The organism is Deinococcus sp. (assembly GCF_018260555.1).
In the GTDB taxonomy this organism is placed as follows: Bacteria; Deinococcota; Deinococci; order Deinococcales; family Deinococcaceae; genus Deinococcus.
The window spans coordinates 20,393-44,429 of the sequence record NZ_JAGLBB010000020.1 but is presented as its reverse complement, the minus strand read 5'-3'; the positions used below and the strand labels follow the sequence as shown (position 1 = coordinate 44,429).

General features: G+C 67.7%; 19 protein-coding genes and 5 tRNA genes. 8 read left to right on the top strand and 16 right to left on the bottom strand.

Annotated elements, in window-relative coordinates:
* The 5 genes from QZ271_RS05810 to QZ271_RS05790 all read right to left on the bottom strand — a co-directional run.
* Nucleotides 1–153, bottom strand: a 153-nt coding sequence (locus QZ271_RS05810) for a GTP-binding protein (RefSeq protein WP_291429781.1), incomplete at its 3' end; no start/stop codon positions are given.
* A gap of 198 nt (nucleotides 154–351) precedes the next feature.
* Nucleotides 352–426 (bottom strand) — tRNA-Thr (locus tag QZ271_RS05805).
* Nucleotides 427–435: 9 nt separating this feature from the next.
* Nucleotides 436–508: transfer RNA gene (locus QZ271_RS05800), tRNA-Gly, on the bottom strand.
* A gap of 7 nt (nucleotides 509–515) precedes the next feature.
* Nucleotides 516–601: transfer RNA gene (locus tag QZ271_RS05795), tRNA-Tyr, on the bottom strand.
* A 61-nt stretch (nucleotides 602–662) separates the two neighbouring features.
* Nucleotides 663–738 (bottom strand) — tRNA-Thr (locus QZ271_RS05790).
* A 538-nt stretch (nucleotides 739–1,276) separates the two neighbouring features.
* Between QZ271_RS05790 and QZ271_RS05785 the strand changes: the two genes are divergently transcribed.
* On the top strand, nucleotides 1,277–3,232 hold the full coding sequence (locus QZ271_RS05785) for an ABC transporter ATP-binding protein (protein WP_291429780.1): 1,956 nt from the start codon (nucleotides 1,277–1,279) through the stop codon (nucleotides 3,230–3,232).
* Entirely contained in the window at nucleotides 3,229–5,097 is a 1,869-nt protein-coding gene (locus QZ271_RS05780) for an ABC transporter ATP-binding protein (RefSeq protein ID WP_291429779.1), read from the top strand. The genes QZ271_RS05785 and QZ271_RS05780 overlap by 4 nt, the downstream gene beginning before the upstream one ends.
* 70 nt (nucleotides 5,098–5,167) lie before the next feature.
* Here the strand turns inward: QZ271_RS05780 and tsaB are convergent, their stop codons facing one another.
* Entirely contained in the window at nucleotides 5,168–5,758 is a 591-nt protein-coding gene (gene tsaB, locus QZ271_RS05775; protein WP_291429778.1) for a tRNA (adenosine(37)-N6)-threonylcarbamoyltransferase complex dimerization subunit type 1 TsaB, read from the bottom strand.
* Nucleotides 5,759–5,865: 107 nt separating this feature from the next.
* On the opposite strand from tsaB, the gene QZ271_RS05770 reads away from it, so the two are divergent.
* Nucleotides 5,866–6,999 (top strand): citrate/2-methylcitrate synthase, encoded by a 1,134-nt coding sequence (locus QZ271_RS05770; protein WP_291429777.1) that lies wholly within the window; start codon nucleotides 5,866–5,868, stop codon nucleotides 6,997–6,999.
* Nucleotides 7,000–7,099: 100 nt separating this feature from the next.
* On the opposite strand, the gene QZ271_RS05765 is transcribed toward QZ271_RS05770, so the two are convergent.
* From QZ271_RS05765 to QZ271_RS05750, 4 genes are all read right to left on the bottom strand, one after another.
* Entirely contained in the window at nucleotides 7,100–7,561 is a 462-nt protein-coding gene (locus tag QZ271_RS05765) for a hypothetical protein (RefSeq protein ID WP_291429776.1), read from the bottom strand.
* Between the two features lie 181 nt (nucleotides 7,562–7,742).
* Complete coding sequence (locus QZ271_RS05760; protein WP_291429775.1) at nucleotides 7,743–8,744, bottom strand: MBL fold metallo-hydrolase; 1,002 nt, start codon at nucleotides 8,742–8,744, stop codon at nucleotides 7,743–7,745.
* A gap of 99 nt (nucleotides 8,745–8,843) precedes the next feature.
* A complete protein-coding gene (locus QZ271_RS05755) occupies nucleotides 8,844–9,758 on the bottom strand; it encodes a PEGA domain-containing protein (RefSeq protein ID WP_291429774.1) in 915 nt (304 codons plus the stop codon).
* 162 nt (nucleotides 9,759–9,920) lie between these two features.
* A complete protein-coding gene (locus QZ271_RS05750) occupies nucleotides 9,921–10,415 on the bottom strand; it encodes a hypothetical protein (protein ID WP_291429773.1) in 495 nt (164 codons plus the stop codon).
* A gap of 141 nt (nucleotides 10,416–10,556) precedes the next feature.
* On the opposite strand from QZ271_RS05750, the gene QZ271_RS05745 reads away from it, so the two are divergent.
* Nucleotides 10,557–12,227 carry a PQQ-binding-like beta-propeller repeat protein gene (locus QZ271_RS05745; RefSeq protein WP_291429772.1) on the top strand — a complete coding sequence of 557 codons (1,671 nt, stop codon included), beginning with the start codon at nucleotides 10,557–10,559 and terminating at the stop codon, nucleotides 12,225–12,227.
* Between the two features lie 255 nt (nucleotides 12,228–12,482).
* Here the strand turns inward: QZ271_RS05745 and QZ271_RS05740 are convergent.
* Nucleotides 12,483–12,558, bottom strand: a tRNA-Ala gene (locus tag QZ271_RS05740).
* 116 nt (nucleotides 12,559–12,674) lie between these two features.
* Between QZ271_RS05740 and guaB the strand changes: the two genes are divergently transcribed.
* Together guaB and QZ271_RS05730 are read left to right on the top strand one after the other, a co-directional pair.
* Nucleotides 12,675–14,177, top strand: a complete 1,503-nt coding sequence (gene guaB / locus QZ271_RS05735) for an IMP dehydrogenase (protein ID WP_291429771.1) — start codon at nucleotides 12,675–12,677, stop codon at nucleotides 14,175–14,177.
* Nucleotides 14,178–14,399: 222 nt separating this feature from the next.
* Nucleotides 14,400–15,041 (top strand): hemolysin III family protein, encoded by a 642-nt coding sequence (locus QZ271_RS05730; protein ID WP_291429770.1) that lies wholly within the window; start codon nucleotides 14,400–14,402, stop codon nucleotides 15,039–15,041.
* Nucleotides 15,042–15,472: 431 nt separating this feature from the next.
* On the opposite strand, the gene QZ271_RS05725 is transcribed toward QZ271_RS05730, so the two are convergent.
* From QZ271_RS05725 to QZ271_RS05705, 5 genes are all read right to left on the bottom strand, one after another.
* Entirely contained in the window at nucleotides 15,473–16,084 is a 612-nt protein-coding gene (locus QZ271_RS05725; RefSeq protein WP_291429769.1) for a site-2 protease family protein, read from the bottom strand.
* Nucleotides 16,085–16,108: 24 nt separating this feature from the next.
* Nucleotides 16,109–17,233, bottom strand: a complete 1,125-nt coding sequence (locus QZ271_RS05720) for a CCA tRNA nucleotidyltransferase (RefSeq protein WP_291429768.1) — start codon at nucleotides 17,231–17,233, stop codon at nucleotides 16,109–16,111.
* Nucleotides 17,214–18,512, bottom strand: coding sequence for a trypsin-like peptidase domain-containing protein (locus QZ271_RS05715; RefSeq protein WP_291429767.1), 1,299 nt, complete (start codon nucleotides 18,510–18,512; stop codon nucleotides 17,214–17,216). The genes QZ271_RS05720 and QZ271_RS05715 overlap by 20 nt, the downstream gene beginning before the upstream one ends.
* A 344-nt stretch (nucleotides 18,513–18,856) precedes the next feature.
* A complete protein-coding gene (locus QZ271_RS05710; protein WP_291429766.1) occupies nucleotides 18,857–22,207 on the bottom strand; it encodes an ExeM/NucH family extracellular endonuclease in 3,351 nt (1,116 codons plus the stop codon).
* Entirely contained in the window at nucleotides 22,194–22,403 is a 210-nt protein-coding gene (locus QZ271_RS05705) for a hypothetical protein (protein ID WP_291429765.1), read from the bottom strand. Before QZ271_RS05705 ends, QZ271_RS05710 begins: the two co-directional genes overlap by 14 nt.
* Nucleotides 22,404–22,772: 369 nt before the next feature.
* Here QZ271_RS05705 and QZ271_RS05700 point away from each other — a divergent pair, with 369 nt between their 5' ends.
* Nucleotides 22,773–23,024, top strand: coding sequence for a PqqD family protein (locus QZ271_RS05700; protein WP_291429764.1), 252 nt, complete (start codon nucleotides 22,773–22,775; stop codon nucleotides 23,022–23,024).
* Nucleotides 23,025–23,084: 60 nt separating this feature from the next.
* A complete protein-coding gene (locus QZ271_RS05695) occupies nucleotides 23,085–23,951 on the top strand; it encodes a hypothetical protein (protein ID WP_291429763.1) in 867 nt (288 codons plus the stop codon).
* Nucleotides 23,952–24,037 lie beyond the last annotated feature (86 nt).

The window sequence follows — 24,037 nt, the reverse complement described above, 5'->3', positions numbered from 1 at the left end:
GATCTGGTCGTAGGCCAGTTTTTCGATGGTGGGGTCCGAGGCGGCGGCGGTGAAGGTGATGGCCGCCGTCAGGGTGGTCTTGCCGTGGTCGACGTGACCGATGGTGCCCACGTTCACGTGGGGCTTGGTGCGTTCAAACGTTCCCTTAGCCATGTGTGTGTCCTCCTGAGGTGGAACTGCCCGGTTTCCGGGCAAGCCTTGACAGTGTACTGGTCTGCGCGGGAAACGCAAAGAGCCTAGCGGCTCAGGGTTCTCACGGCCGGCCAGTGGTGGTGTGACAGTGAGTGCGAGGAGAAGAGGGCGGGCGAGGAGAAGAGGCGCGGCCCACAAGTTGAGGGCCGCGCCAGTTGTTGGAGCTTCTGATCGGGTTCGAACCGATGACCTCTCCCTTACCAAGGGAGTGCTCTGCCACTGAGCTACAGAAGCGTTAGGAAAAGCGGGAAACGAGACTTGAACTCGCGACATTCAGCTTGGGAAGCTGACGCTCTACCAACTGAGCTATTCCCGCGTGATCGTGGTGGGCAGGGGCGGATTCGAACCGCCGTACACGTACGTGAACAGATTTACAGTCTGTCGCCTTTAACCACTCGGCCACCTACCCAGATTGTCATACCCACTGTCTCGAATCTATCACGCCCGGGCTTGTGGAGGTCCTTCGCGCTTGGAGCCACCCAGGAGAATCGAACTCCCAACCTTCCGATTACAAGTCGGGTGCTCTACCAGTTGAGCTAGGGTGGCACCGTCCCTGTTCGGATGCTGGAACAATGTCCGGCTTCTGAGTGCGGAAGCTGCTGCGCAGGGCGCAATCACTTCCGGCTGGGAATAGTAGCACCGCCCCCCTAACGTGTCAATCATCCCCATTTGGACCCGCGTTCCTGCCTGATCCGTCTGACAGATCTTCCGGCCTTCAGGACCCTCTGAGACGGGCTGGGGTTGAATCTTCATCAGGAGATTCCGGCCCGAGGGAACCCGCTAAACCGCGCCGCCGAGCAAGCAGAAGAGAAGTGGATTGCGGGCGTCAAGGTGGCGGGCCGTGGCACCCGGCCGGGTGTTCCCTTGAGCAAACCCTGAACGAGGCGGTGGTATGCGCCATGTGGCTCAGTTGCGCCTGAGGCAGCGGGCGTATGCTGACCCGCGCACGGGACCGCGCGGCTGCCCCGACTGGCCAAGTCAGGGCAGGGCGGCTGGGGCCCGATGAACGGCCACTGACCCTCCCAGCCTGCCTTTCTCCGCCCCTCTTCACCTGCTTGCCCCCGCTCCCCCCACGAGGTTCCCCTTGGACAGTTTCCGCACCCTGATTCCGTATCTGCGGCTTCACCGGGGCCAGTACGTGATCGGCCTGATCGCCGTCGTGATCGCCAACTCGGTCAACCTGCTGCCGTACTACTTCATCCGCCTGACCATTGACGGCCTGACCGGACAGGTGGACGGCGACCCGGCCACGACTGGTATCGCGCTCGGCACCGCCGGACTGTACGCGCTGGGCATCGTGGCCGCCGCGCTTGTTGCCGGGGGTTTCATGCTGCTCATGCGGCGCATGATCGTCGTTGCGTCCCGTCAGACCGAGTACGAGATTCGCCGCGACCTGTTCGCGCACCTGCAGGGCCTGGACAAGCCGTATTACGACCGCGCGCGCACCGGCGACCTGATGAACCGCCTGACCGGCGACCTGAGCGCCGTGCGCGAGATGCTGGGCTTCGGCGCGTGGCAGATCGTGAACATCGTGTCGGGGTTCATCACGGCCTTCTCAGTGATGTTCAGCCTCAGCTGGCAACTCACGCTGATCGTCCTGGCCCTCGTGCCGGTCATCGTGGGCGTCCTGACGTACCTGGCACGGCAGATCAACGTCCGGCACCGGCTGGCGCAGGAGCAGAACTCGCTGATCGCCGCCAAGGCCCAGGAGAACTTCAGCGGCGCGCGGGTCGTGAAGGGCTACGCCATCGAGAACCGCGAGATCGACGACTACCGCGCCATGAACCTGGAACTGCTGCGCCGCAACATCGCCCTGACCAGGGTGGACGGCCCCCTGCGCTCCTTCATGAGCCTGCTGCTGGGTCTCGCCTTCGGCCTGATCCTGCTGGTGGGCGGGCGACTGATTCTGGCGCCGGACAGCACGTTCACGGTCGGCATGTTCGTGCAGTTCGTCGGGACCCTGGAACGCCTGACCTTCCCGATGCTGATGGTCGGCTGGATCACCGGCGTCACCCAGCGCGGCCTGGCCTCCTGGCTGCGTCTGAAAGAGATCTTCGACTCTCAGGCCCTCGTGCGCGATGAACCGGGCCGCACTGACCCGACGCTGCGCACCGTGCGCGGCGACGTGACCTTCGAGAACGTCACCGTGCGCTACGGCGACAAAACGGTCCTGAACGACGTGAACCTGCACATACCCGCCGGGACCTTCCTGGGAATCACCGGCCCCACCGGCAGCGGCAAGACCGTGCTGGGGCAACTGCTGACCCGCTCGATGGACCCCACGGGCGGGCGTGTCCTCGTGGACGGCCACGACGTGCGCGTCATCCCGCTGCGTACCCTGCGCGACGCGGTCAGCGTGGTCCCCCAGGAACCGTTCCTGTTCAGCGACACCATCGCCAACAACATCGGCCTGGGCCTCGACAACCGCGACCTGCCCCCCGTCCTGACGGGCGTGAGCGTGGTCGGCGCCCCCCCACCCGACGACATTCCCCAGCAGCCGGACCCCGCCCGCGTGCGTGAGGCGGCCCGCCTGGCCGGGCTGACCGAGGACGTGGACGGCTTCCCGCAGGGCTTTGGCACCATGCTCGGAGAGCGTGGCGTGACCCTCAGCGGCGGGCAGCGGCAACGCACCGCCATCGCCCGCGCCCTTGTCCGCGAACCCCGCATCCTGCTTCTGGACGATTCCCTGAGCGCCGTGGATACCGAAACCGAACGCCGCATCCTGGACGGCCTGCGCGAGGTCAGCCGGGGCCGCACCGTCATATTGATCGCGCACCGCGTCAGCACCCTGCGCCATGCCGATCAGATCGTGGTTCTTGAGGACGGCCGCGTCACCGAGCAGGGCAGTCACGACGCCCTGCTGGCGCAGAACGGCCACTACGCGCAGCTTGAGCGCCTGCAACGCCTTGCCAGCGACCTCGACGCGGACGAGACGCCCAGTGATGAACAGGCGCCCCGTGATCTCGCCGCCCCCCTGGACCCCGAGGCAGCTGCCGACAGGCTGCCAGCCGCCCCCACCCCCGAACAGGTGAACCGATGACCCGCCCCGACGCCAGCGACGCCTTCCAGAAAGGCTTCGACACCCAGCTGACCCGCCGCATCCTGCACTACGTCCGCCCCTACCTGCCACTGGTCATCGGCGGCGTGCTGCTGGCCCTGCTGATCTCGCTGGCCGCGCCCGTGTTCGCGCTCATCCAGCGGCACGCCATCGACGCCTACCTGTCCCCGCTGGCCCTGCGAACCGAACCGGACCTTGACCTGCTGCGGCGCGGCCTGACCGGCGCGGCCCTGCTGTACATGGGCCTGAAAGTCGTAGAATTCGCCCTGCAATACGCCTTCACGCTCGCCATTGGGTACCTGGGTCAGAACGTGCTGCGTGATATCCGCGCCGACGTGTTCGGCAAGTTGCAGCGCCTGCCGCTATCGTACTTCGATCAGAACCCGGTGGGCCGCCTGATCACCCGCGTCACCAGCGACGTGGACGCCATCAACCAGTTCATCACGGGCGGTCTGGTCAGCCTGATCCAGAGCAGCTTCATTATCGTCGTGTACGTCGTCATCATGCTCAGCGTGAACTGGCAGCTGGCGCTGATCTCGTTCACGGTGCTGCCGGTCCTGTTCCTGGCGACCAACTACTTCCGCGCCCGCCTGCGCGACGCGTTCCGGGAGACCCGCACGCAGCAGGCCACCGTGAACAGCAAACTGAACGAGAACATCACAGGCATGCTGACCGTGCAACTGTTCGGCCGCGAACGCCGCAGCGCCCTGGACTTCAACCTGAGTAACCGCGCCCTGCTGAGCGCCAACGAGAATTCCGTGAAGTGGTTCTCGCTGTTCATGCCGGTCGTGGCGGTTCTCGGGCAGGTGGCCGTCGCGCTGATCCTGTACTTCGCGGCGCGCCAGATCCTCGGCGTGGACGCCAGCGGCGCCGTGGCCGGGGCCATCACGGTCGGCACGCTGTTCGCGTTCGTTCAGCTCTCGCAGCAGCTGTTCCAGCCCATTCAGGACCTGGCCGACGTGTTCAACAACCTCCAGGCGGCCATGGCCAGCAGCGAACGCATCTTCGGCGTGCTGGACACCGAGGAGAGCATCACCGACAAGCCGGACGCCCGGAGCCTCACGAACTTCGAGGGCCGCGTGGATTTCCGGAACGTGTGGTTCGCGTACGATCAGACGGTCACCGCCGACACCCCCGATACCGACGAGCGCTGGATTCTGCGCGGCATCGACCTGCACATCCGCCCCGGTGAGAGCGTTGCCCTGGTCGGCGCGACCGGCGCGGGCAAGACCAGCGTCACGGCGCTCGTCAGCCGCTTTTACGACGTGCAGCGCGGCAGCGTGAACGTGGACGGCACCGACGTGCGCGACCTCGCGCAGCACGACCTGCGCCGCCACGTGGGCGTCGTGTTGCAGGACGTGTTCCTGTTTGCCGGGACCATCGAGAGCAACCTGACCCTGAACAACCCGGACATCCCCCATGAACGCGTGATCGAAGCGTGCCGGTATGTCGGCGTGCACGAGTACATCCTGAGTCTGGAACACGGCTACCAGACCGAGGTGCGTGAACGCGGCGCGACCCTGTCAACCGGGCAGAAGCAACTGCTGGCCTTCGCCCGCGCCCTGATCCAGAACCCGGACATCCTGCTCGTCCTCGACGAGGCCACCGCCAACGTGGACACCGAAACCGAACTGCGTATCCAGCAGGCCCTGAAGCGCGTCATGCAGGGGCGCACGAGCATCATCATCGCCCACCGCCTCAGCACCATCGAACACTGCGACCGCATCGTCGTGATGCGCCGGGGCCACATCGTGGAACAGGGCAGCCACCATCAACTGCTGGAAAAGGGTGGGTACTACGCCCGCCTGCACCGTCTCCAGTACGCGCAGGCCGACGCCGCCGACTGAACGCGGGGAATCGGGCGGCGGGGCGTAGCGGATAGACTTAACCGATACGCCCCGCCGCCCAGGCACCTCTCTACAGGTAGGCCAGTTCCCAGCCGTCCACGCCATGATCGAGTCCGGCGCGCAGCAGCGCCAGTCCGTCCGGGGCGGGGTCGCGGCGGTGGGGCAGCGGAGCCGTCAGGGCCACGAAGTCCTCCAGGCGGTGCTTGGCGGGCGCGTGGCGCACGCCGACGACCGTTGCGGCCTGCACGTCGTACGCCGCGCCGTACACGTTGCCCTTGCGGGCGTCCATGGACACGGCCTGCGGGCCGTCGCCGGTCACCAGGGACTCCAGGGTGCTCACGCCACGCACCGCCGCGCCCCACACCCGCGCGAGGCCCAGCGCGTAACTCGCGCCGACCCGCACGCCCGTGTACGAGCCGGGGCCGGTCCCGATGATGACCAGATCGGCCCGCAGCGGCAGCCCCGCTCCTGCGAACAGATCAGCGACCGCGCCGGGAAGCTGCTCGGCGTGCGCGCGCCCCACCTCTCTCGACACGGTCCGTTCGCCGCCGGACCAGCGCAGCGCCAGCGTCAGCCAGGGCGTGGCCGTATCCAGGGCGAGCGTCACGGCGGGCAGGGCGGGACGCACAGGGAAAGCAGAAGGGGGTTCAGGGGCCGTCATTGCCGGGCATTCTAGGCCGGCGGCGGGCCTCCGGACAGGCCGCTGTCACCGCTGCGGGAACGTCCGCCGGACCCGGTTCAAAGCGGGGGGTGGTATGCTCGATCATCATGACGAACATCGCCAAAGGGCTTGAAGGCGTCCTCTTTACAGAGAGCAAACTCACGTTTATCAACGGGGCCGAAGGCGTCCTGACGCACCTGGGCATTCCCATTCAGGAATGGGCGGAGAACAGCACCTTCGAGGAACTGTCCCTCGCCCTGCTGAACGGTCAGCTGCCCACCGCCGCGCAGCTCGCCACCTTCGACGCCGACCTGAAAGCCAACCGCGCCATTCCCGATGCGCTGGCCCAGGTCATCACGCACATGCCCCGGGGCGTGCACCCCATGCAGGCGCTGCGCACCGCCGTCTCGTACCTGGGCCTGCTGGACCCGCAGTCCGAGGACACGGGCGCCGAGGCGCGCCGCGCCATCTCCGTGCGCATGATCGCGCAGTTCTCGACCATCATCGCCGCCATCAGCCGCGCGCAGGAAGGCAAGGAGATCGTCGCGCCCCGCATGGACCTCACGCACGCCGGAAACTTCCTGTACATGCTGACCGGCAAGGAACCCACCGCCGAGCAGACCCGCCTGTTCGACATGGCGCTCGTGCTGCACGTCGATCACGGCATGAACGCCAGCACTTTCACTGCCATCGCCACAAGCAGCACGCTGTCTGACATGTACTCCTGCATGACCAGCGCCATCGGCGCCCTGAAAGGCCCGCTGCACGGCGGCGCGAACGAGGCCGTCATGGACATGCTCGACGAGGTCGGCACGCCGGACAAGGCCGAGGCGTACATCAACGCCAAGCTGGACGCCAAGACCAAGATCATGGGCGTCGGGCACCGCGTGTACAAGTACTTCGACCCCCGCAGCCGCGTCCTGCGCGACTACGCCGAAGTGGTCGCCAACAAGGAAGGCAAGAGCACCTACTACCAGATCCTGGAAACCATCGAGAAGGTCGTCGTGGAACGCATCGGGTCCAAGGGCATTTACCCCAACGTCGACTTTTACAGCGGCACCGTGTACAGCGACCTGGGCATCCGCAAGGAGTTCTTTACGCCCATCTTCGCGCTGGCCCGCATCAGCGGCTGGTGCGCCAGTGTGATCGAGTACACCGGCGACAACCGCCTGCTGCGCCCCGACGCCGTGTACACCGGCGTGACCGACGCGCACTACGTGCAGCTGCAAGACCGCCAGTAACAGTGGCCCACAGGAATGGCAGGTGCGCCCGGGCGGGTGCGCCTGCCATTTTCTGTTCAGGCCAGGGCAGCACTGAAGACTGAATCAAGCGGAATCTGTATCAGGCGCTCATGCCACGGCTGCCGTGCAGGGTGCGTTCCACGGACTCCGTGACTTCCGCCTCGAAGCGGCGCAGGTGCTCACGCAGGCGGTCCATCTCGGCCGCGCCCATGTCCGGGAGCCACAGGACGCTGCGGCCCAGCACCGCGAAGGTCAGCGGGGCCTCCTCGTCCGTTTCGTCTTCCGGATCGACCGGATCGAGGTTCAGCGCGCCGTAATCCAGGCCCTGGTTCATCAGGTTCATGCCCATCAGGATGTCCGGCAGGCTGTCCTCTTCCACGTACAGGTCCAGGTCCAGGTGCAGCCGCACGATCACGCCGCCCTGCTCGTCACTCTCGGCGAACAGGGCCACGCGCGTCTCGCCGTTCTGAATCAGGGCGCCGTCCTCGATCGCCTCGACGGTCAGGCCGCTCTGTTGCAGCGCCGTCATGATGCGCTGCAGTTCCGACTGGGATGCCGTCATGCGACCGAGTATAGAGCCCGCGCACACGGGCGACGGTCACGGGATACACGGTCCACTGGCGGATCGCGTGGGGGTTGGATGGTTGCTGGTTGCGGGTTGAAAGTCGATGAACCTTTCCCTCTCCATCAACCATCAACCTTCAACCATCAACCATCAACCATCAACCATCACCCTACACCCTTCACGCGTGGTACAGCCACACGCTGCGTTCCTCGTTCCAGGTGCGGTACAGCTGCCCCAGCAGCCGCAGGTGCTCCAGGTGCGCCAGCGTTTCGGCCAGCGCGAAGCGGCGCCCACTGACGTTCAGCTCCCGGTTGAACATCACCAGCGACAGGTCGTAGGCGCTGCGGGCCTCGCGGGCCGCCTCGGCCTTCAGGAAGTCCAGCCGCTCGTGGTGGTGGTCGCGCAGTTCACGCGCGCGGGCTTGCACGCCCCCCATGACCGGCCCGTGATGCCCGACGACTGCGCGGGCCGGGTTCAGGGCCTCCAGTTTCCCCAGGGTCTGAAGGTAGTCGCCCAGCGGGTCCGGGCGGGTGTAGGCGTACAGGCCCACGTTCGGACTGATGCGCGGCAGGATGGCGTCTCCGGCGATCAGCACACTTTCCTGCTCGTTCCACAGACCCAGGTGTCCGTCCGCGTGACCGGGCAGCCACAGCACCTCCCATTCCAGGCCGGAGAGCGTGACGTGCTGCCCCTCGCGCAGCGGATGCACGCGCGAGGCCGGGTGAACCCGCTCGCGGCCCCGGTGGGTGTCGGCGATCATGTCGCTCAGGGATTCGGCGCTCAGGCCGTGATCGCGCATGTGCTTGAGGTGCCCGGGCAGCCATTCCTCCCACAGGTGCCAGTAGCGTTCGCCGCGCCCGATCTCCACGTCCAGCATGTGCACGGACGCCCCGCTGCGTTCCTCGACCACGCCCGCCAGCCCGTAATGGTCCGGGTGGTGGTGCGTGATGATCACGCGGTCCACATCGGCCCAGTGCAGGCCCAGCGCGCCCAGCCCATCCTCGATGGCCTGACGCGCCTCGGGCGTATCGAGAGCCGTGTCGATCATGGTGACCGGCCCGCCCGCAGGCCGGTCGATCAGAACCGTCACGTACTTCATGGGATACGGAATCGGGACTTGCAGGGCGTACAGCTCGCCCAGCACGGGCGTCAGCAGCGGGGTAGAGGGCTCGGCAGTCATACCGGGCAGCGTAGCGCCTGACCCGCTGCCAGAACGGCGGGCCCCGCGGAGCGGGCGCCACCGGTCCGGGAACACCGGGTATTCAGGGGTGAGGGCCGATCAGCGGACACCGCAGCGGTACTCGCCTGCCGTGACACTGCACACCAGCGCCGTGACCCGGCTAGCATTCACGCGCACCAGCACGTTCTGCGCGCTCAGGCGGCGGTCGGCGGGAACCACGTTCACGGAGAACACGCCGGGCCGAACGTTCAGGTCCAGTGGCGTATTACCCGCCGCCCCTCCCTCGATCAGCACGGCCGCCGGAACGTCACTGCGGACACTCAGGGTGCCCGTAATGCGCCGCAGGGCCGCGCTGACCTCACTGATGGTTTCCGGTTGGATGGTCAGGCGCTGCGTGAACGTCTGGTAGCCGCCCAGCGACACGCTGACCGTCACCGGTCCCTGCGGCAGGTCCGTCACCACGAGCGGGGCGGTCCCGACCGGGCGGTCGTTCACGCGGACCTCCGCGCCCGGCTGGGACGCCCGGACGCTCAGGGCACCGAACTGCTCGACGCGGTACGTGGTCGTGGCCGCCGTGTACGCCCCGCGCGGCAGACTGGCCGCCGCCGCCTCGACCGCGCGCGCGATCTCGTTGACGCCCCGCGCTCCGGCTGCGCCGCCCAGGTTCAGCGGTTCCAGACTGGCGACCGTGAACACCTGCGTGAAGCCCAGTGTGCCGGGCAGAGCCGTCACCTGCGCCTGACCCGGCGTGACCGGCACAGCAGGCAGCACGGCCGCCCCGCCGCCCTGCGGCAGTACCACACTGGTCACAAACGCCGCGCGGTCCGAAGACACCAGCAGTGTGCCCGGCCCCGGCGGGCGGTACAGGTCCTGCTCGCCTGTAACCGCTTGCACGGGCGGCGTGCCCAGTGTGACCCGCAGGCGCAGTTGCGCGTCCGGTTGCGCCCGCAGCGGCGCGGGCACACACCCGCTCAGAAGTCCTGCCAGAACCAGTCCCGCCCACGCCCGTTTCATGCCCACAGGGTACTGCGGCACTCGCCAGGCACGGATAAGGGCGCCTGACGCGCCCTTCACCTAATTTGATCGGCGGGTGCTCGGATGCCCTGTCTGTCCGCCTGCTCGCAACAGAAAAAGGCCCCCGTCTGCGGACCGGGGCCTTCTGGGCTGAACAGTGGATTACTTCAGGCGCTTCATGATGGACTGAAGGCTGGCGCTGTCGGCCCAGTTCATGCCCTTCTCGGCGTACGTGCGGGCGGTGGCATTGTCACCACGCTGCAGGGCCAGGTAGGCCAGTTTCGCGGCGCTCAGGGAAGCCCACTGCTTCTCCTGGTCGCTCAGGGCACCCAGGCGGCCCCAGGCGTTGTAGGCGTTGATCCACCACTGCGTCTTGGTGTACAGCTGCGCCAGGTAGGCGCTGTAGTCGCGGTTGCTGGCTTCCATGCTGGAGGCGTAGTAGGAGTGGTCCACAGCGGCTTTCCAAAGCGTGCGGTCGTAGAAGGGCACCGGGTAGGCCACGTCGGCCTGCACAGCGTATTCCTGAGCCTTCGCGAAGTTCTCGCTGGCGCTCATGGCGGCAGGACCGGCCATTTCCACGGTATCGGCGGGAGCAGAGTTCTGCGCGGCGGCAAGGCCGGTCAGCGCGAACGCGGTCAGCATGAGGATCTTCTTCATAACAGTTCGCATCTTAGGCTTTACCCTGTCAGGCGTCCACACTCGCCGCCCCCCGTGGCCCTACCGTAAAGGGTCTGTAAAGGAGCTTACCTTCACATGAGGATCACCCACGTACTCCCCCTTGCTTCTCTGCTGACACTGGTGGGTTTTTCGGCCGCCGCTGCACAAACCAGTCCTGCACAATCCACTCCTACCCAGGCCACCCCCGTTCCCACTTTCGTCGCGCCCAAGGTGGGCGTGTTCAAGGAACTGCGCGTCATTTCCGGCGTGACCGTCAGTCCCAACGGCGACCTGACTTTCATAGCTTCGGATGCCCGCGTGCACCGCACCGACGCGACAGGCAGCGAGAAATGGTCGTTCCTGACCGGTGATATCGGCCGCGCCTACCCGGTCGTGACGCCCCAGGGCACCACCATCGCCGCGACCTACGACGATACCGTGTACGCGCTGGACCCTGCCGGGAAACTGCTATGGAAGACCAAGCTCGACGGAGACATCTTCGCCACGCCTGCCCTGCGCGCCGACGGCAGCGTGATCGTCGCCACCGCCGGCGGCACCGTGTACGCCCTGGACCCCCAGGGGAAGACCTTGTGGGCCTACAAGGTCGGCGCGCCGGTGTTCAGCAGCCCCGCCATTGCCGCGGACGGCACCATCTACTTCGGCGGGCAGAACAGCCGCCTGCACGCCCTGAGCCCCGACGGGAAACTGAAGTGGGCGTACGCGGCCGGGTCCCTGGTGTTCAGCAGCCCCGCCATCGGGCCGGACGGCGCGGTGTACTTCGGGTCCAGCGACCGCCGCATCTACGCCCTGAACCCCAACGGCACGCCCCGCTGGTCCCTGCCGACCGGGTTGTTCGTGAACGCCAGCCCCATCGTGACCAGCGCCGGACTGGTCGTGGTCGGCAGTTACGACGGCAGCGTGTACGCCGTGAACCCCGCCGGCGAGATCGAGTGGACGTACAAGGCGGGCGCCGGGATCGCCGGGAGCGCCGCCGAACTGAGCGACGGTAGCGTCATCGTGCCGGACCTCGCGGGCACCGTGCACGCCATCGGCAAGGCCGGGCAGTCCCTGTGGCAGATCAAGACCGGTAAGAAGATCGACCTGGGCATCAGCGTCAGTGATCAGGGCAGCGTGTACTTCACGACCGAGGGCGGCGGCCTGAACATCCTGAACAGGCAGCGGCCACTGGCGGTGGGCGCCTGGCCGACCTTCCACGCCAGTCCCGCCGCGTGGGGCCGCGTGCCCAGCGAGCCCGAGTTGCAGGCGCAGGCCAGGGCCCGGCGTGACGCCGCAACCGCCCCGCTGGGCGCCCCGGTCGCCGTGAAACCCCAGACTCCTGCACCGGCGCCCACCCCGGCGCCCACCCCGGCACCCAGGCCCACGCCCCCCCAGACGGCCCCACAGCCGACCCCGCAACCCGCACCGGCCCCGAAACTGGCCCCCACGCCCGAGCAGCTCGCGCAGTCGGCCGCCAGCCGCGTGCGCGTGCTCGACGGGCAACTGTTCCTGCCGCTAGAGGACAGCGTGGGCGCGCTGCGCCTGAAACTCCAGACTGTGACCGCCACGACCGCCACCGTGCTGGTCGGACCGACGGCCGTGCCCGTCACCGTGCGCGTACTGGACCGCGTGCCGTTCGTGCCGCTGGCAGCCCTGACGGGCCTGCCCGGCGTGCGCGCGCAGCTGGTGACGGGGAACGCGCCCGCCGTGACCCTGACCCTGAACGCCCAGACGACCCGATTCCCGCTCAGCCTCGGGAAACTGGTTCCGTTGCCCGGAAAACCCGAGTTCGTGGGACCCCTCCAGAAAGGCTGAAGGTCCGTTCGTCTGGCCGGATGCGGCCTGCGGTTGAGCATTCAACCAGACCCGTGGGAGCAGGTGCAGGGCAGATTCCGGGCGCGGAGCTGACCTGCTGTTCCGGAATCCGTATAACCCGTAAACGCTACACGCTCCCGGGCCGTTGCCTTGGGGCGTGTGGCACTTAAGTACGGGGAGTTGCCGCTTCTGGTTCTGCCATGACCGGGCAGACGAACGCACCCGCCTGCGTTGAAACAGGCGGGTGCGGTTGGGTGGTGGAGCCAAGCGGGATCGAACCGCTGACCTCGTCATTGCGAACGACGCGCTCTCCCAGCTGAGCTATGGCCCCACAAGCGAGAGGGAATCTACCACGCTCCCGGTACCCCGCGCAAGGGCAGGCCAGGCGGTCAGGCCATATGGACGCGCTTACCTTCTGCTTACGTACCGTCCCTTACACTCGCCTGCATGAGTGCGCCCGCCACGCCCGTCCCCGCTGCCCAGGGCAGTGACCGTTTCGCCTACAAGTTCGCGCAGGAGGGCATCACCTTCGATGATGTGCTGCTGCAACCCCGGCATTCGCGCTTTCTACCGCACGAGGTGAACATCGAGGCGCAACTGACCCGCCGGGTGCGCCTGAACATTCCGTTCATGTCGGCTGCCATGGACACCGTCACCGAGACGAACATGGCGGTCGCCATGGCCCGCGAGGGCGGCATCGGCGTGGTGCACAAGAACATGCCCATCGACGCGCAAGCCGAGATGATCCGCAAGGTCAAACGTTCCGAGAGCGGCATGATCGTGGACCCCATCACGCTGCCCCCGCACGCGCCCGTGGCGGACGCCGAGCGCCTGATGGGTGAGTACCGCATCAGCGGCGTGCCCATCACGGCTCCGGACGGGAAACTGCTGGGCATCATCACCAACCGCGACATGCGGTTTATCGAGGATATGTCCACCCCCATCGCGGACCTCATGACCCACGAGAACCTGATCACCGTGCCGGTCGGAACCACCCTGGAAGAGGCGCAGGAGATCTTCAAACGCCACCGCGTCGAGAAGTTGCTCGTCACGGACGCTGACTACACCCTGCGTGGCCTGATCACCATCAAGGACCTGACCAAACGCGTGAAGTACCCCCGGGCGTCCAAGGACAGCCTGGGCCGCCTGCGTGTCGCGGCAGCCATCGGGGTCGGCGCTGACCTGATGGACCGCGCCGGGGCGCTCGTGCAGGCCGGCGTGGACGTGCTTGTACTTGACAGCGCCCACGGGCACAGCCAGGGCATCCTCAGCGCCCTGAGCCGGGTCAAGGAAGCCTTTGACGTGGATATGATCGCCGGGAACGTCGCCACGCGCGCCGGGACCCGCGACCTGATCCTGGCCGGAGCGGACGCCGTGAAGGTCGGTATCGGGCCGGGGAGTATCTGCACCACCCGCGTCGTGACCGGCGTGGGCGTTCCGCAGATCACCGCGATCTTCGAGGCCAGTGCCGCCGCCATGGAGGCCGGCATTCCGGTGATCGCGGACGGCGGCATCAAGCAGACGGGCGACGTGCCCAAGGCCATTGCCGCCGGTGCGAACGTCGTCATGATGGGCAGCATGCTGGCCGGCACCGACGAGAGCCCCGGCGAGAGCATCCTGCGCGAGGGCCGCCGCTACAAGAGTTACCGGGGGATGGGCAGCCTGGGCGCCATGGACCAGGGGAGCGCCGACCGTTACTTCCAGAGCGGCAGCCGCAAGTTCGTTCCCGAGGGCATCGAAGGTATCGTGGCGTACAAGGGCACGGCGGGCGAGGTCATCTACCAGTTCGTGGGCGGCCTGAAAAGCTCGATGGGCTACTGCGGCGCGCCGGACCTCCAGACGCTGCGTGACGAGGCGCAGTTCGTGCGGATCACCGGGGCCAGCCTCGTGGAAAGCCACCCGCACGGCGTGACCATCACCAAGGAGGCCCCCAACTACGGCGGCCGCTGAGTCTCTGCCCGACCGGGCGGGGGAGAGGACGCCATCCCGTCTCATACGGACTGCGCTCCACTGCGCCACAGTCGGGAAGACACGGCCTGTGGCTCCACACCGCGAAGGGGCGTCTGCTGTTTCTACTGGCGTCCGCTCGGATTGACCCGGAACTGGACCTAATCAACCGGAATCCGTCCCAGTTGATAGACCGTCATCAGCAGTGGGAGCTAGGGTAGAGGAATGCGCTTCCTGACCGCCCCCCGCGAACCCGTCAACGCCCTGACCCACTGGGCCGGTGTTCTCGCGGCGCTGATCATCCTGGGGCCGCTGCTGTGGTGGGCGCACACCCGCGACCTGGCCGTGTGGCCCTTCGCCGTGTTCATCGGCAGCATGACCCTGCTGTACGCCGCGAGCGCCAGCTACCACTCGTTCTTTCCCGGCGAACGCGGCCTGCTGTGGCTGCGAAAACTCGACCACGCCGGAATCTTCCTGCTGATCGCCGGGACGTACACCCCGGTCGCGTACTTCGGCCTTCAGGGACCCTGGCAGGCGGCCGTCCTGTGGGTCATCTGGGGAATCGCCCTGAGCGGCATCACCCTGAAACTCGTGACCCTGAGCCTGCCCCGCTGGGTCAGCACCGGCCTGTACCTCGGCATGGGGTGGCTGGCCCTGGCCTTCGTGCCGCAACTGGCCCGCCACCTGCCACCCGCCGCCATCTTCTGGCTCGCGGCCGGCGGCGTGCTGTACTCCGCCGGGGCCGTCGTTTACGCCACGAAACGCTGGAACCCCCGCCCCGGCGTGTTCGGCTTCCATGAGATCTGGCACCTGTTCGTGCTGGCAGGCACCGCCGCGCACGTCATCATGATGTTCAACCTGCGCTGAACGACCGACACTGAACGACCGGCACTGAACACAGCAGACAGCCGGGCCGAAGGTTAAGTACGTTGAAGCTAACATTACGAGATTCCGGGAAAGCGCCGGAACCTCTCCATTCCCGCTTCAACGTACTTTCTTCTGCTACGCGCTCCGCGCGGTTTATCTATAAGATAAACGCAGTGTACTTAGGTGCTTCCCTCCGGCCGGGCTGCTGTTCAAGGTCGTATGGACTGCCGGCTGTTTCGTGAACACCAACTCCACGCCCGCAACCCGTTTCTCTCGCACTCATACTGATTCCGATTGAGTTGGTGCAGTTCCGAATCAATCCGAGCGGATGCGAGCAGGAACAACAGACGCCCCTTCGCGGTATGGCGCGGAATCCGTATCGCTCCGCTTGGATGGAACAGGTGTTGCCCACCAGTTCGTCGCAGTCCGTTTCACACGCCGACGAAACCGATGACCCATCTCTGCACTGTACCGATCAGCTGCCCGATCTGCGGGCGGAACAGGTAGATGAAGCCCATCACGATCAGGAACGAGTACGGCATCATCTCGAACTGATTCAGGGCGCGGCCCAGCGACGGCACGAGTGCTCCCAGAATGCGGCTGCCGTCCAGCAGCGGAATCGGGATCAGGTTAAAGACCGCCAGCACCACGTTGATGCCCAGGACCATCATCAGGATCGTGTACGTCAGATCCGTCTGGGGCGCGACCTTGAGCAGCACGGCGCATACCACCGCGATCAGCAGGTTACTGATCGGCCCGGCCGCCGCCACCCACATGGTGCCCCAGCGGCCCAGGTTGTTCGGATTGATCGGCACGGGCCGCGCGAAGCCGAAGCCGACGAGCAGGAGCAGCAGCGTCCCGAACGGATCGAGGTGCCTGATGGGATTGAGCGTGACGCGCCCGAAGCGCCGGGGCGTGGGATCGCCCAGACGGTCCGCTACGTACGCATGAGCGAACTCGTGAAAGGCGAGGGACAGGACCAGCGCCGCCGCGATGATCACAAACGCGGTCGGGTTGCTGCTCAGCAGAGAGATGAGGCCCATAGGCAGGCATTCTAGAGGGTTGGCCTACCGGGCTTTCGTCTCCAGGAACGCTTTCAACGCCGCCCGCTCGGCCTCGGCGCTGCCCAGCGTTCCGGCGCGGCGCAGGCCCGCCAGGTGCGCCAGTGCCTCGCCCACGCCCCGGCCCGGCGGAACACCGTGCGCCAGGACGTCCTTCCCGGTCAGGGGTTCGTGCGCTTCCGGTCGGAGCAGGGCGCGCAGTTCGCGTTCCGGGGTGCCGTCCGGGAAGTGGGTGTCGGACAGGGCGCGCGCCAGCAGCGCCGACGGCCGGTCGCCCAGGCTCAGCCGCTCCGCCAGCGCCGCCGGGTCGGGCGCGGCGTGCAGCAGCGCCGCCGCGTAGGCGTGCATGGGCAGGGTCGCCCCCGCGTCCCGGCGGGCGTCCAGGGCGCGGAGCAGCGTCGTGTCCGGTAGCAGCGCCCCCGCTCCCCACTTGCCCAGCACGCCTGCCGCGCGGCCCGGCCTGGGCTCGTGCAGCAGCAGCCGCAGTTCCGCCCACAACCGGGGCGTACGCCCGGCCATGTCCAGCGCGTCCGGCACCTGAGAGAGCAGTTCGGGCGCGGCACCCAGGTTCAGCCGCGCGGCGAGCCGTGCGCCGCGCACCAGTCGGCTGGCATCCTCCCGCAGCGAAGCCGGGTGCAGGGGCCGCAGCCGCCGCGCCCCCAGGTCGTTCAGGCCGCCCGTGACATCCAGCAGCGTGGGCTCGCCAGCAGAAGGGACGTGCAGGGCCAGCGCATTCACGCTGAAATCCCGCCGCCACAGATCGTCGGTCAGCGAGCCAGGCAGCGGCAGTGGGTTGCCGCCCGGCACCGGGTAGACCTCCCGGCGTGCCCGCACCAGATCCGCCGCCCGGCCGTCCGGCAGGGTCACAGTCGCGTTCCCGAACACTGGGTGGACCACGAAGGGCAACCCCAGCCCGGCCGCCAGTGCCTGCACGTCCACGCCGGGAATCACCACGTCCAGGTCCAGTGGCGCTACTCCCAGCAGCGCGTCCCGGACCGCGCCGCCCACCAGCGCCGCGCCGCCCGCACCCGCCTGCGCCGCCACGCTCAGCAGCCACGCCCGGTCCTGCGGGCGCAGCGCCCCCCAGACGGCCCGCGCCCGCGCGGCTTCCTCAGCGGAACGATGTTTCATCCAGCGTGACCTTTACCGCGCGGGACTTCCCGGCCCGCACGACGGTCAGCGTCACGGTATCCCCCTCCTTGCGGTCAATCAGGCCCGCTTGGAGGTCCTCCAGGGCGTCTACCGGTTTGCCGTTCACGGCCGTGATCACGTCCCCGCCCAGGCGGATCGCGCCGCCCCGGAACGTCTCGGTGCGCGTACCGCCCTGCAAGCCCGCCCGCGCGGCCGGGGTGCCCGGCGTGACCTCCCCGATCACCAGTCCCCGCTCCGGCAACCCCAGTTGCCGTTTGCCTTCCGACGACAGCACGCTCAGGCCCACCGCCAGCGCCTGCTGCTGCCCGCGCACCAACAGGCCCGCCGCCACGCCCAGCGTCGGCGCGCGCACCTCCCGCCCGCCGGCCGCCTGGAGCCGCGGCAACAGGTTCCTGGCGGTGTTCACGGGAATCGCGAAGCCCACCCCGGCACTCTGCCCCACCCCGGTCGCCTGCCCGCTGGGCGAGTAGATCTGCGTATTAATACCGATCACGCGCCCCCCGCTGTCCAGCAGCGGTCCCCCGCTGTTCCCCGGGTTGATGGCCGCGTCCGTCTGAATGGCCTTCTGCGTGATGCCCTGGCCCACGCCGCTGCCCGAGAACCCGATCGGAATCTGCCGCGCCGCGCTGCTCACGATGCCTTCGGTCACGCTGAAATCCAGACCGAACGGCGCGCCCATCGCAATGGCTTTCTGCCCGACCTTCAGGGCGTCGCTGTCACCCAGCGGAATCGGCCGGATCAGTCTGGCGTCCAGGCCCACCGGGCGGATCAGCGCCAGATCGTACTGCGGGGCCAGCCCGATCACGCGCGCCTCCACGCTCTGCTCCTGCCCCATGACCCGCACGCTGATCTTCTGAGCCGCGCCCGACCCGGACTCGCCGGCCACCACGTGATAGTTCGTCAGGATGTCCCCCGCGTCGTTCACGAAGAACCCGCTGCCCAGCCCGCGCTGCACCTCGCTGCCGCCGAACATCCCGAACGGATCCTGGCCCATCACCTCGTTCTCGGTGCTGATAAATACCAGACCCGGCTCGAAACGCCCCACCACGTCAATGGTGTTCTGCTCGTTCTGAAGGCGTGCGCCTGCCTCCGCCGCCAGCGAAACGGCCGCCACCGGAGTGGCCGCTGCCGCATCGGGCGCTGCGCCCCTCATAGCCGGAGCCTGCGCCCCGCCCACCGGCACCTGGTCACGCAGCAGCGTCGCCCCCAAACCTAGACCCACCAGCACCAGCACGATTCCCACGCCACGACCCTTCATACAAGGCATTATCCGCCCAGGGACGGACACCGGGTGGGGACGCGCTGTGGTGTGCTTCATGCATGAACCCCCAGCCGCATGAATCCCGACTGCATGGACCCCAAATACACCGACCCCGGCCACATGGACCCCGGTCACATGAACGCAGTGGAATCGCAGAGCCGCGCCGCAGAGCCGAGTAGGGAAGCGGGTTTCCGGGCGTGTGGCTCATAACCCGGTGCGTGGGAAGGCGGCGTGCAAAACGGATGGCAGCCCGGGCTCACCCCAGGGTGGACCAGCCTGCCATGTAAAAACCGCCCCCGGAGGGGCGGCGGTGCGGGGCATGTGCCCATCAGCCTAAAGACTCAGCGGGTACCAAGTCCGTCGAAGGTATCGACGTTGAACACGTCCCATTCCACAGACGGGTCGAAGGCGTCGGCCCCGTTGATATCGCCAGTGGTGACGCTGGCTTTGCGGCGCAGGGTCTTATCCAGGGTCGAAACTGAACCGCCGGTCCAGGCGGTGCCAGGATCGAAGCCCACCTGTCCGAACGTATCGACGACCGCTCCGTCGAGCAGCAGTTCCAGGGCGTCGTCACCGTTGAAGGCCGTCACGGCGCTGGTTGCGTTGGATTTCGCCGCCAGCGTGGCGTTTGCACTGGAGTTGGTGATAACGAAGGTCTGACCGGGCGCCAGAGCCGACGGGATCGTGTACGTGCTGCCGGCGGTGGTTCCACCGTTCGAGTACAGCTTCACGCTGACGCGGTTGGCGGCCACGGTCTGTCCCGTTCCGTTGTAGATCTCGATGGCCTTGTTGTTGCTGGTGCCTTCCACGTACTCGCTGAAGATCAGCCCTGCCTGGGCCGAGGACACGGCGCCGACGGTCACGGTGAAGGTGGTGGTCGCGCTGCTGATGCCAGTGCCGCTGCCGGTCACGGTGACGGTGTAGGTGCCGGCCGTGGCGCCAGTCGCGTCGATGTTCAGGGCGCCGCTGTTGCCGGTGCCGGGCTGCGTGGTCACGGTGACGTTGGGGGCTGTCCCGCTGCCGCTGACGCTGGTGGCGAGGCTCACACTGCCGGTAAAGTTGCTGCGGGTAACGTTGACGGTGTTCGTGGTGCTCTGGCCCGCTGGGACGCTAACGCTGGCGGTCGCCGCGGAGAGGCTGACGCTGCTGGTCTGGGCGGGGGGCGTGATCGGCGGCTGGGCGGTCAGGTTCAGGCCGATCAGCAGGGGGTCGTGGTCGCTGCTGCGGAAGGCGTCGGCGGCGTAGAAGCTGGTCTGCTGCGCGGCGCTCTTGTATTCGGTGTTGTAGTCCAGCACCGCGGGTTCATCACTGTTGATGTGCCACTTGGTCTTGCCTGTGACCTGCGCGGCCAGGCTGGCGCTGCCCGTGGCGTGATCGAGGCTGCCCCACTGCCCGTCGAACTGGTAGGAGTACACGTTCTGACCGAACAGGTTGGCGTACCCGCCGCCCCCCAGAATGGTCAGGGGTTCCTCGGCCGCGTAGGCGTTGTAGTCGCCCATCAGGATGCGGTCGTCCTCGGTGACGCCCGTGGGGTTGGTGTTCAGCCAGGCCACGATGGCCCTGGCGGCGTTGCGGCGGGCGATGTACCCGTTGCCCTGCCCGTCGCCGGTGTCGGCGTCGCTGGTGTCGGCGCAGGCGCTGCCCTTGCTCTTGAGGTGCATGGCCACGGCCGTGAAGCGCCCGCCGTTCGCGTTGCTCTGGAAGGTCTGCGCCCAGGTGGGACGGTTGCAGGTGTCGGTGTAGGTTGCGTCGAAGGTGTTGTTCAGGAGGGCGAGGTTTCCGACCGGCGTCACGGCGCCCGGCTTGTAGATCATGGCGACGCTGATGGCGTCCGTGCCGACCTTCGCGCCGGGGTTCACGTAGGCGTACGTGCCTGCCCCGAGTTTGCTGTTCAGGGCGTTGACGAGCCACGCCACGGAGCTGCTGCTGCCCTTATCGAAGTCGTTCTGGATTTCCATCAGGTTCAAAACGTCGGGGTTCATGCCGCTGATGGCCGCCACGATCTTGTCCTGCTGGCGCAGGAACTCCCCGCAGTCGTTCGCCCCCCGGGCCGCGCTGCCGCCCACGCCGTTGGGCGTGCAGCCGGTGTTGGTCGTGACCAGCGCCGTGAAGTAGTTCAGGACGTTCATCGCGCCGACGCGCAGGTTGCCGCCCACCGCTTCCGGGGCGTTCAGGCGGGGGTTGCTGTCCGTGATCTGCACGTCGCTCTGCGCGGCCAGGACGCGGTAGGTGTAGAGGCTGCCGCCGCTGGTCAGGGTGCTGCTGTCGTTACTCCAGGTGAGGACGCCGGTGGCCTGCACGCTGTCGCCGCCGCGCAGGGTATTCGCGGCGCTGAGGTTCTGGCCGCCGCGCGCGAAGATCTCCGGGTCGGGGTTCTGCTGACGGTTGCCGTCATCGATGCGGATGAACCGGTTCTTGAAGTCCGCCTGATACGCGGCGTTCGCCGCCACGTCGGGGGCGTTCAACTGCGTGAAGTTCATCACGCGGTCATCGGCGATGTCGAAACTCCCGAAACGGCCCAGCGGGAAGGTGTTCGTGACCTTCCCACTGACGCTGACGCGCATGCCTTCGGACCGCTCGCGAGCCGTGAAGTTCAGCGGCAGGGTCAGCGACTGCACGTCCGGCAGAGCCACACCGCTGGCGAGCGTGGTAACACTGCTGGCCGTGGCCGTGATCTGCGTGGAAGTGTTGAATTCAGTGGCGGTGCCGGTCACGCGGACGCGGTCCCCGACATTCACGGTGGGACAGCTCGTACCGCAGTACACGAACACGCCGTCGCTGGTGGTGGCGTCACTGTCCGCGTCGATGCCTTCTTCCTGCACGAAGAAGCCCTGCAGGGACGCGTTGAATGCGGCCGTGACAATCCCTTCGACCGTCACGCTCTGGCCGCTAAGGGGCGTGGCGGCGTCCCCGGCGGGAGTGCTGCCCTGCACGCTGGCAACGTTGGTCAGGGCCACGCGTCCGGGCGTGTCGGCCACCGCGAACATCAGTTTGAAGATGAACGGGTCGGCGTCGCTGATCTGGGCGCCCTTCAGGGGAACGCGCGCGGCGAAGGTGATCGTCTGGGACGCTCCCGGAGCGAGCGCGCCGCCTTCCCAGCCCTGGTGGCTCAGGCCCGCGACGCTCTGCCCGGCAGGCGCCGTGACCTGCAGGCCGCCGGTATCCAGGCCGTCCCGCAGCGGGGTGGCGCTCGGGTCGGGCTGGATGACGCCGCCGGAACTCTGGTGAGAGACCTCGACCTGCATGCCGGTGGCGCTCACCGGCGCGCCGGTGCGGGTGCGGACTTCACCGAACGGCGTGCTGCCGCTGGTGCCACCGGTGCCGGCGGTATCCACGGGAATGTAGGTGGGCAGCGCGATGGGGGTCTGGGTGGTGTTCGTGACGGTGAAGGTGGCGGTCATGTGCACCACGTGGTTGGTTTCGTCCACGAGGTTGGACATGTTCGTCCGGGTAAAGCTCAGGCCGCCTGTGACCTCGGCCGCCTGGGCGCTCAGGCCGGTGGCGGGTCGGATGGTCGCCTGGGCAGACGGGCCACTCAGGCCATTCACGCTCAGTTCGTACAGGCCGAGCACGCGGGCGGCCTTGGTGGCGGGCGTCTGCGCGGTGGGTGCAGTGGGCGTACCGGTGGTGGCGCAGCCGCTCAGGGCGAGCAGGCCGGCGAGGAGCAGTGCGCGGGATTCAGTACGAGCCACGGTTGTTCTCCTGTCCCGGCAGTCCCGGGAAGCTGTTAAAGCCCACAGAGGCGATCAGCGTGACGGCCTGCCAGGCGCCGAGGTCCTGCACGCGCGGCGCTTCGTAGGTGCGGCAGGACCCCGGCTGCTGGTCGCAAGGCTGCTGGACGCAGGGCTGCTGGGAGGAAGGAGGGGTGGACAGTGGCAGGTGCTTCATTCGGACTCCTGGGTGGTACTGGAAGAACTAGGGCCGCATGTCGGTGCGGCCTCACACGTCCCCCGGCACGGGGTAAAGGTGGAACTGAACAGTCGCGTGGCAGCCGACGAAGCGGCGATTCCACCGGCGCGGTCTCTCGAATGACGGTCTCAGGAACCAGGACTCCTGACGCCTCCATCCTCCGTCCCGCTCGGTCAACTTCACTCGCTTCGCCCAGCCGTAAAGACAGTGCTTTAGACATGCCTTCATGGCAGATGCTCGGGGGTACCCTAGGCCTCAACTGTCATGGTTTGTTCAGAATTCAGCGTTGCGCGTTCAACCGGGAACCGTCCGGCCCGGTGGGCGCGCCGCTGCGCTACCCTGCCTGTCATGTGGCAGAGAAACGGGGATGTGCTGGTCACCGATCTGGACGATGAGCTGGTCCTGATGCACGCTGGCCGCAGCGAGATGTTCAGCCTCAACTCGACCGGGCGGCTGCTGTGGCAGGCCCTCCCGGCGACCGAGGAGACCCTGACGGCGCTGCTGGCGACCACCTTCGAACTCCCCGGCGGGCAGGCGCAGGCGGATGTCCGGGCCGTCCTGAACGACCTGTCCGTCCGGCACCTGATCCGGGCGGTCTGACGGGTGGCAGACGCGCCGCCAACTCCCGAGCAAACAGCTTGGCCCAGCCTGGACGCCCTGGTGAACTGCGCGCCAGACGTGCCGCCCACCTGGCTGGACGCCCTGCGGTACGACTGGGGCCTGGGCTGCCCTGCGCAGCAGAGCGCCGCAGCGGCCCGGCGGATCGAAGTGCAGGTGGGGCCGCTGCCGCCCCTGCCGTCCGGGGCGGTCACGCGGGAAGTGGCGCTGCCGGACGGCGCGGCGCAGGCGCAGGTACTCGGGGATGAGCTGTGGCTCGGCGGTCGCCTGCACGTACGGCTGGGCGCGCGTCTGAGCGTCCTGACCTGCGGGCCGCAGGGGGCCGGGCGGGACCTGTGGGCACTGGCCTTCACCGAAGCGCACCGCGCGGCCGGCTGGGTGCCGCTGCACGCCGCGCTGATCGCCGGGCAGGGCGGGGTGGTGGCCGTCACGGGTCCCAGCGGGGCAGGCAAGACGACGGCCTGCCTGCGGCTGCGCGCGGCCGGATGGACGGTCCTGGCAGAGGACCGCGCCTGGATCGGTCCCGGTGGGCAGGCGGCCGGTCTGGACCGCACGCTCCGCGCCCTGGACGACAGTCTGGCGCTCTTCGCGCCGGAGTGGCTGGGCGGCGCACCCGCGCACCGCGACGGCCGTGGCAAGCGTCTGCTGCCGCTGGCTGCGCCGCCGGTGTCGCTGCCATTGACGGCGGTGCTGCTGCTCGGACACGCTGGAGCGCTGGGCCCGGCGGACCGGGTGCGGGAATTCTGGCAGGCGACCGGCGTGCCGCTGGGCGCAGCGGGCCAGCAGGCGGTCAGTGCCGCCGCGCAGCGGCTCGTTCAGACGGTCCTGTGGCGTCCGGCAGGCCGGGAGGAGCTGCTGTCACTCGTGCCTGAGCTGCTGGGCGCACCGCTTCACACCGACTCCGCTTGAATCCCCTGCCAGGTCGTTCAACCGGAGTCCGTCTCATCTAAGTACACTGCGTTTATCTTGTAGATAAACCGCGCGGAGCGCGGAGC

Coding starts and splice junctions, on each gene's coding strand:
- QZ271_RS05780 (WP_291429779.1), top strand. CDS start 3,229: ATGACCCGCCCCGACGCCAGCGACGCCTTCCAGAAAGGCTTCGACACC.
- tsaB (WP_291429778.1), bottom strand. CDS start 5,758: ATGACGGCCCCTGAACCCCCTTCTGCTTTCCCTGTGCGTCCCGCCCTG.
- QZ271_RS05770 (WP_291429777.1), top strand. CDS start 5,866: ATGACGAACATCGCCAAAGGGCTTGAAGGCGTCCTCTTTACAGAGAGC.
- QZ271_RS05765 (WP_291429776.1), bottom strand. CDS start 7,561: ATGACGGCATCCCAGTCGGAACTGCAGCGCATCATGACGGCGCTGCAA.
- QZ271_RS05760 (WP_291429775.1), bottom strand. CDS start 8,744: ATGACTGCCGAGCCCTCTACCCCGCTGCTGACGCCCGTGCTGGGCGAG.
- QZ271_RS05755 (WP_291429774.1), bottom strand. CDS start 9,758: ATGAAACGGGCGTGGGCGGGACTGGTTCTGGCAGGACTTCTGAGCGGG.
- QZ271_RS05750 (WP_291429773.1), bottom strand. CDS start 10,415: ATGAAGAAGATCCTCATGCTGACCGCGTTCGCGCTGACCGGCCTTGCC.
- guaB (WP_291429771.1), top strand. CDS start 12,675: ATGAGTGCGCCCGCCACGCCCGTCCCCGCTGCCCAGGGCAGTGACCGT.
- QZ271_RS05730 (WP_291429770.1), top strand. CDS start 14,400: ATGCGCTTCCTGACCGCCCCCCGCGAACCCGTCAACGCCCTGACCCAC.
- QZ271_RS05725 (WP_291429769.1), bottom strand. CDS start 16,084: ATGGGCCTCATCTCTCTGCTGAGCAGCAACCCGACCGCGTTTGTGATC.
- QZ271_RS05720 (WP_291429768.1), bottom strand. CDS start 17,233: ATGAAACATCGTTCCGCTGAGGAAGCCGCGCGGGCGCGGGCCGTCTGG.
- QZ271_RS05715 (WP_291429767.1), bottom strand. CDS start 18,512: ATGAAGGGTCGTGGCGTGGGAATCGTGCTGGTGCTGGTGGGTCTAGGT.
- QZ271_RS05705 (WP_291429765.1), bottom strand. CDS start 22,403: ATGAAGCACCTGCCACTGTCCACCCCTCCTTCCTCCCAGCAGCCCTGC.
- QZ271_RS05700 (WP_291429764.1), top strand. CDS start 22,773: ATGTGGCAGAGAAACGGGGATGTGCTGGTCACCGATCTGGACGATGAG.